Source organism: Marinobacter sp., from assembly GCF_040882185.1.
GTDB lineage: Bacteria > Pseudomonadota > Gammaproteobacteria > Pseudomonadales > Oleiphilaceae > Marinobacter.
Map to the genome: position 1 here is coordinate 119,185 of NZ_JBBEBW010000009.1, position 6,398 is coordinate 125,582.

Sequence of the window (6,398 nt, forward strand, 5' to 3'; positions counted from 1 at the left end):
ATGTCGTCCTTGCAGAATGCATCAAAACTTGACGCAGTGGAGCTTGAAATCATTCGGGCCAGCCTCAGTGGCATCGTTCAGGAAATGCAAAACTCCCTGTTCCGCACCGGTTTTTCCACCATTGTTCGTGAGTCGCAGGACGCGTCCTGTGCCATTACCGCGCCAGATGGCGCCGTGATAGCGCAGCACGTCGTTTTGCCATTACACATCGGAGCATTTCCCGCCTGCTGTGAGGCTGTGCTTCGCAGCTACGACGATATTCAGGAGGGAGATGCGTTTCTCATAAACCACCCCTATGAAGGCGGCAGCCCTCATGCTCCGGATATGGCGGTTATTACCCCGGTTTTTTACGAAGGGGAACTCATTGCTTTTTGCGGGTCCATTGCCCACAAAAGTGATCTCGGTGGGCCGGTCCCCGGTTCCTGTTCCGGTCAGGCCAAGGAGACGTTCAACGAAGGTCTGCACTTGCCGGCCGTTCGGTATCAGCGCGGTGGTCGTCGAGACAATGAAATTGAGCGAATCATTGCCGCCAACAGCCGCACACCGGAGCTGGTGCTCGGAGATATTCGGGGTCAACTTGGGTGCAGCCGACTGGGTGAGGAGCGGCTGATTGAGTTGATTGGCAAGTTTGGTCGGGACCGCACGGTGGCCAGCTTTGCACGCCTGCTGGAACTCAGTGAAATGAAAATGCGTGCGGCGATCACCGAGTGGCGCGATGGTCGTTATGAAGCTGAGCGCTTTATCGATGATGACGGGGTCGAGCTGGAAACACCCGTGCGTGTCCACGTTGTGGTGGAAAAAAAGGGCGACAGGCTGTCCTTTGATTTCAGTGGGTCCGCGGATCAGACCAAAGGCCCGGCAAACATCCGTCCGCCGCTGGTGCGCGCTGCCATTGGTTATGTGCTGATTTCACTGGTTGACCCAAACATGTTCATCAACAGTGGTTTGTTGCGTGCGTTTGAAATGAACGCCCGTGAGGGTAGTGTTCTGAACCCAAGGTTCCCGGCGCCGGTGAACACCTATAACCCCACAGTCCATGCTCTGGTTGAAGCGCTTTACGGTGCTTTGACCGATATTGTTCCAGAACTGGCGCGAGCCGATGGCTGTGGCAGTCGCTCCATCATTCTTGGTGGGCGAAACGCCAGTACGGGTAAGGGTTACGTCCAGTATGAAATTCTGGGTGGCGGTGCGGGTGCCAGGGCCAGCAAGGATGGGGAATCCGGCACGTCGGTCAATCAGTCCAATGCCAAGATCGCGCCGATTGAAATAATTGAAAGTGAGTTCCCGACGCGCATCCTGCGCTTCGAGTTAATCCGCGATTCCGGCGGCGCCGGCAAATTCCGCGGTGGGCTGGGTATTCGCCGCGAGTATCTGAATCTTGAGGATGCCCGTTTTTCCATTCGCTCAACCAAGCACATCATTGCGCCCAACGGTGCGGCCAAAGGCGGTTCCGGCCGTACTGGCGACATTATTATCAACCCGGACGGTGATGCGCCCGAGCGATTGCCCACCCGCTACGCGGATTACCCCTTAAAGGCCGAAAGTTGTTTCCGACTCGATACGCCGGGTGGCGGTGGTCTGGGCAAGGCGTACGAACGCGATGTTCATCTTGTTCTGCGTGATGTTCAGGAGGGTTACGTTTCGATTGAAGGCGCGAAGCGTGACTATGGAGTCGTTGTCGATAGCGGTCATGGCGAACTTGCCATTGACCTGCGCGCGACTGAGCAATTGCGCCAGAGTCATCCATGATCGTTAATGGCCTGCTCTTCCAGATGAAGCAGGCCAGCGAACAATAAAATCATCAGACAGGGAATCAACTCAATGAAACTGAAAGGAAAAGTGGCCATCGTTACCGGCGCTGGTCGTAACATAGGTGAGGAAGTGTCACGTTTGTTGTCAGCCGAGGGCGCCAGTATCGCTGTGGTCGATCTTGACCGGGACCGGGCCGAAAAAGTGGCTGCCGATATCGTTGCTGCCGGTGGCACGGCTCAGCCATTTATCTGCGATGTGGCAAAAGAAGACGATATCAAAGCCACGGTCGCTGCTGTGGTTAAAGACCTGGGTAGGCTCGACATCCTCGTCAACAATGTTGCCATGTCCGACAATAAACACATTCTGGATATCTCCACGGAAGAGTGGAACCGGACTATTGCCATCACGCTCACAGCACCTTTCCTGTTTGGTAAGCATGCTGCTCAGGCAATGATCGACTGCGGCAATGGTGGCAGGATGATCAATGTCAGTTCGACCTCTGGTTACTACGGCCGGGATCGCGCGATCGCCTATACGGCGGCAAAGGGCGGGGTAGTTAACCTGACCCGATCAATGGCGATTCAGTTGGCGCCGCACAATATTCGGGTTAATAGCGTTGTGCCGAACAAAATTGGATCTCCTGTCGGTAAAGATGATTTTGATCCTACCCGACCGGTTTCGAATCTGCGTGGCCGTCCCGGTGTTCCTGAAGATCTCGCGCGGGCCATTCTTTTCCTGGCGTCAGACGATTCTGACTTCATTGCTGGCACAGATATTTTTGTCGATGGTGGTGTGTCGGCAATGATGCCCGGAAGCAAATAGGCGACTCCAGGGGAAGGGATGGTATGTCATTTCAAAGTTGGCGTGGAACTGTTGGCGTTGTAAAGCCCACTCATCGGCCGGGTTCGCTGGAGGACTTTATCCGTCTTCTGCCGAAAGGCATCGGAGTAGTGCCTGTATACCTTGGCATTAAATCGGGTACCGAAAAAGAGTTCATGGATGTGATGGACTCTATCAAGGAAAAGGTCGATGAACTTGCAGCGCTGGGTGTCGACCTGATTCATCCAGAGGGTGCACCGCCCTTTATGATTCGAGGCTATCAAGGCGAGGCCGATATCATCGCTGAAATGGAACAGAAACACGGCAAGCCGGTATTCACTTCGGGCACGAGTCAGGTGGAGGCGCTGAAAGCGCTCGGTGTCACCAGGATTCTGGGCATTACCTACTTCACCGGTGACATCAACAAGAAATACGCCAGGTATTTTGAAGAGGCAGGGTTCGAGGTGCTCGCAATGGAGGGGATTCCCGTTCCTTTCAGTGATGTCACGAGTCTCTCTCCCTATGAAATCTATGCCTTTATAAAGAAAGAATTTCACAGGCATCCAGGTGCAGACGGGGTGTATCTGCTGGGAAGCGCGTGGCATGCACTGGATATCGTGTCACTACTCGAACAGGACCTGCAGGTGCCTGTCCTGCACCCGGTACCCGCGAGGGTGTGGGCAACTCAGAAACGGTTGCACGTAAGACAGCCTGTGGCGGGCTTTGGGCGTTTGCTGGAGGAAATGCCCTGATCATGGTGTTTTGGTAAAGCCGATGAAAACGGATGGATCGGTATCTCTAACACAACAACAAAACCACGATAGGATATTGGCTCATGAAAAATTATAGGAAGTCTATCTGCGCAGCCTTAGCTGTTTTTGTCGCATTCATTCTCTCAGTGGGTAACGTCAGCGCCGATGAAAATGTCGCTGCGTTCTACAAGGGGAAAACCATCCAGGTTCTCATCGGGTATTCCGCCGGTGGCGGTTACGATGCCTATGCCCGCACTCTGGCCCGACATCTCTCAAAGCACATGGCGGGTAATCCAAATGTGGTGGCCAAAAACGTGCCGGGAGCTGGATCGCTGGTCTTAATGAATCAGCTGGCGAATGCGTTGCCCAGAGATGGCACTGTGTTCGGAGCGGTAAATTCCGGAATGGCTTATGAGCCGATGTTTGGCAATGACAAGGCCCAGTTTGATGTAAATGAGATGAACTGGATAGGTAACCTGAACGTCGAGGTTGCGCTTGGCATGGCTCGTAAAGATTCCGGAATCGAAAAGCTGGAAGACCTGAAGACAGCCAGTATGACGATGGGATCAACCGGTGCCGGCGCAAACAGTAACGTGATTCCGCGAGTGCTGGCGAACATGTTCGATCTGAACATTAACGTGATTGCCGGATATCCGGGTGCCAATGATGTGCGTTTGGCAATGGAGCGTGGCGAAGTTCAGGGCATTGGAACACTGCTTCTGAGCTCTACCAAGGCCACGGCACCGGAATGGCTTGAAGAGGGCAGCGACTACAACGTGATCTACCAGGTAGCGGATGAACGTCATCCTGAACTGCCAAATGTGACTTTGGCCAGTGAGCTCGCGCAGACGGAGAGAGAGCGGCAGGTGGTAAACTTGCTGATTGCCCGCTTGAAGATGGGGCGTCCTTACGTTGCACCTCCCGGTATTCCAGCAGGCCGTGTGGCTGCCCTGCGCATGGCGATGGCGGAAACGGTGAAGGACCCTGAGTTCCTCGAAGACCTCAAGAATCAGAACTTACCGGTGACCTTCATCCCGGGGAGCGAAATGCAGGAGTATTTCCGCGAAGTGTATCAGTATCCCGAAGACGTCGTAAATGTGGTTAAAGACGCGATGAAGTAACAGGAGTTGAGTTCTCCCGTTTTTATAGTGCCAAACATAAGGCCCGTATAACGGGCCTTATGTTTGGGGAGCATTCAGAGCCATTGACCCAAGGCCTGCGCTGCGAATCCAGCGATCAACGGAAGTGGCAGGCAAACGATCAGTCGACGGCGCACAAATTCGGTGCCGAGCATGGGCAGTTCGTAGGCGAAGATACGGTGGAACGCCAACAGTAGCCACCCGGTAAGCAGGGCGATAAGTTGGGGGGTCCCCATGCCGGCTTTGAACATCGCCAACAGTAGTGGAAATGCAATCATTGGTCCGCCCGGAAGGGCCCCGCCGAGTAACGAAGCGAGGATAATTCCAGTCACGCCAGACGCCTCACCTAACAGAGCAACGATGTAGTCTTTTGGTATGAGCTCGGCCAGAAAGCTGCCCGCCAGAATCGCCGCCGGTATGCGAATAAGCAACGGCAAGGTGTTGTCAACGGCTTGGGATAGAATCTCTTTGTGAGACACCTCGGGTTTACGCTGGGCTACCAGTGCCAGGAAAATAAGAATGACGATAAGGGTGATGTAGGCGCTAAGCATTGCGGCGCCTCGTTACGAATTTTGCGAGCATCCAGGCAATGACCGGCAATGGAAGCGAAATCAACAGGCGTAAAAGCACGAAATCGAAACCGAGGAAAGGCAGTTCCCAGATCAGCACACGATTGAGTCCCAGCACGGCCCAGGACGTGAGGTACGCCACACAGATCTCGAATGATGCGCCAGAGCGATAAAAACCGACCACCAGCGGAAAAGCTGCAAAGGGTCCACCGGGTGTAACTGCGCCCCCAAGAACTGCAACGGCAAGGCCTCGTAGGCCGCTCTCCGAACCGAGCCAGCGCTCAATCACGGCTGTCGGGATCAGCTCCCGCACGTAGCAGCTGATAATCATGGCAATCAGAATGATCGGCGCGATCAGCAACACCAGTACGCCACTACTGGTGGCGGCGATTTCAAATGCTTCCTCACCTTGCAGCCACCACAAAGCCCCGCCAGCAACCAGCGCAAGAACGATAAAAAAGAGGGTGCTGCGGTCCAGCAATTCCCGTTTAAGGTAGGCGATAACGGACATTAGATAGCTACGTGTGCCTTCAAACGATCAAGTGAGGGGGAGATGCTGTGGCAGACCCGCTCAGTGATAAGGGATCACTAGAACTGGAAACTTACCGTTGTGCATCACCTTGTTTGTTGTTGAGCCAACCATTTGTCCAATAGCTCCATGGGTGCGGCAGCTCATGACGATAAGATCAACGTTCTCTTTTTCTGCGATCCCGAGAAGCGTCTTCGAAGGGTAGCCCTCGACAACCCGAACCTCAATATCAATTGGAGTGTCTGAATCGGGAAACTCTGTCGCCAGAAACTTCTCTACGTTACTCTTCATCCTCGATTCGGCTTTTTCCAGGGTCTGCTGAAGTATCCCCTGGATATCAATGCGACTGTTGATTTCGAAGTCTTTGATTGTTTCTCGTAGCTCTTTGACATTGTTTACGACGTGCACGTAGATCAGCTTGGCTTCGTACTGGCGGGCTATCGAATAAGCCAACTGCAACGAGCGCCAAGTTTCTCCCAGTAAGTCAGACGCATATAGAATTGTTTTGATGGTAGGAATCATGCCTTGATCCTCGCAAGTAGAGACCTAAAGACATCCTTTTAATGGATGTCACCCCTTGAAACCAAGTTCTGCGACTTCTTTGGCAGTGAGGTTTCACTTACTCATGCGTTATTCCTTATAGAGAAACGGTATTCCTTTATAAGGAATGAGTCAACTGAGAAATTCAAATTGTTGACAGCCACACCTGTGGCTGTATGTTTGAACCTCGTCGTCGTGTTCCAACCAGCGAGAGCTCATATGTCAAGCGTACCCCAGATCAGGATTCCTGCTACCTACATGCGCGGTGGCACCAGTAAAGGTGTTTTTTTTCGCCTGG

Annotated in this window: 8 protein-coding genes; 5 read left to right on the forward strand and 3 right to left on the reverse strand. The window is 53.4% G+C overall.

Going from position 1 to position 6,398, the window contains the following annotated elements; translation table 11 throughout:
• The 4 genes from WEB64_RS07230 to WEB64_RS07245 all read left to right on the forward strand — a co-directional run bounded on the left by WEB64_RS07230 (position 1) and on the right by WEB64_RS07245 (position 4,444).
• Entirely contained in the window at positions 1-1,749 is a 1,749-nt protein-coding gene (locus WEB64_RS07230) for a hydantoinase B/oxoprolinase family protein (RefSeq protein ID WP_368058099.1), read from the forward strand.
• Between the two features lie 72 nt (positions 1,750-1,821).
• Positions 1,822-2,574, forward strand: a complete 753-nt coding sequence (locus WEB64_RS07235; RefSeq protein WP_368058101.1) for an SDR family NAD(P)-dependent oxidoreductase — start codon at positions 1,822-1,824, stop codon at positions 2,572-2,574.
• Between the two features lie 23 nt (positions 2,575-2,597).
• The gene (locus WEB64_RS07240; RefSeq protein ID WP_368058103.1) at positions 2,598-3,323 is read left to right on the forward strand and encodes a hypothetical protein; all 726 of its coding nucleotides are present in this window, start codon (positions 2,598-2,600) and stop codon (positions 3,321-3,323) included.
• 83 nt (positions 3,324-3,406) lie between these two features.
• A complete protein-coding gene (locus WEB64_RS07245; protein ID WP_368058105.1) occupies positions 3,407-4,444 on the forward strand; it encodes a Bug family tripartite tricarboxylate transporter substrate binding protein in 1,038 nt (345 codons plus the stop codon).
• 74 nt (positions 4,445-4,518) lie between these two features.
• On the opposite strand, the gene WEB64_RS07250 is transcribed toward WEB64_RS07245, so the two are convergent.
• The 3 genes from WEB64_RS07250 to WEB64_RS07260 are packed head-to-tail and all read right to left on the reverse strand — an operon-like array spanning position 4,519 to position 6,082.
• On the reverse strand, positions 4,519-5,013 hold the full coding sequence (locus WEB64_RS07250; protein WP_368058107.1) for a hypothetical protein: 495 nt from the start codon (positions 5,011-5,013) through the stop codon (positions 4,519-4,521).
• The gene (locus tag WEB64_RS07255; RefSeq protein ID WP_368058109.1) at positions 5,006-5,542 is read right to left on the reverse strand and encodes a permease; all 537 of its coding nucleotides are present in this window, start codon (positions 5,540-5,542) and stop codon (positions 5,006-5,008) included. The genes WEB64_RS07250 and WEB64_RS07255 overlap by 8 nt, the downstream gene beginning before the upstream one ends.
• Positions 5,543-5,602: 60 nt before the next feature.
• On the reverse strand, positions 5,603-6,082 hold the full coding sequence (locus WEB64_RS07260; RefSeq protein ID WP_368058111.1) for a universal stress protein: 480 nt from the start codon (positions 6,080-6,082) through the stop codon (positions 5,603-5,605).
• Positions 6,083-6,319: 237 nt separating this feature from the next.
• Between WEB64_RS07260 and WEB64_RS07265 the strand changes: the two genes are divergently transcribed.
• On the forward strand, positions 6,320-6,398 hold a 79-nt coding region (locus tag WEB64_RS07265), incomplete at its 3' end, for a PrpF domain-containing protein (protein ID WP_368065546.1).

Bases quoted from the DNA above. Each gene is read 5' to 3' on its own strand.
- WEB64_RS07230 (WP_368058099.1), top strand. From the start codon at position 1: ATGTCGTCCTTGCAGAATGCATCAAAACTTGACGCAGTGGAGCTTGAA.
- WEB64_RS07235 (WP_368058101.1), top strand. From the start codon at position 1,822: ATGAAACTGAAAGGAAAAGTGGCCATCGTTACCGGCGCTGGTCGTAAC.
- WEB64_RS07240 (WP_368058103.1), top strand. From the start codon at position 2,598: ATGTCATTTCAAAGTTGGCGTGGAACTGTTGGCGTTGTAAAGCCCACT.
- WEB64_RS07245 (WP_368058105.1), top strand. From the start codon at position 3,407: ATGAAAAATTATAGGAAGTCTATCTGCGCAGCCTTAGCTGTTTTTGTC.
- WEB64_RS07250 (WP_368058107.1), bottom strand. From the start codon at position 5,013: ATGCTTAGCGCCTACATCACCCTTATCGTCATTCTTATTTTCCTGGCA.
- WEB64_RS07255 (WP_368058109.1), bottom strand. From the start codon at position 5,542: ATGTCCGTTATCGCCTACCTTAAACGGGAATTGCTGGACCGCAGCACC.
- WEB64_RS07260 (WP_368058111.1), bottom strand. From the start codon at position 6,082: ATGATTCCTACCATCAAAACAATTCTATATGCGTCTGACTTACTGGGA.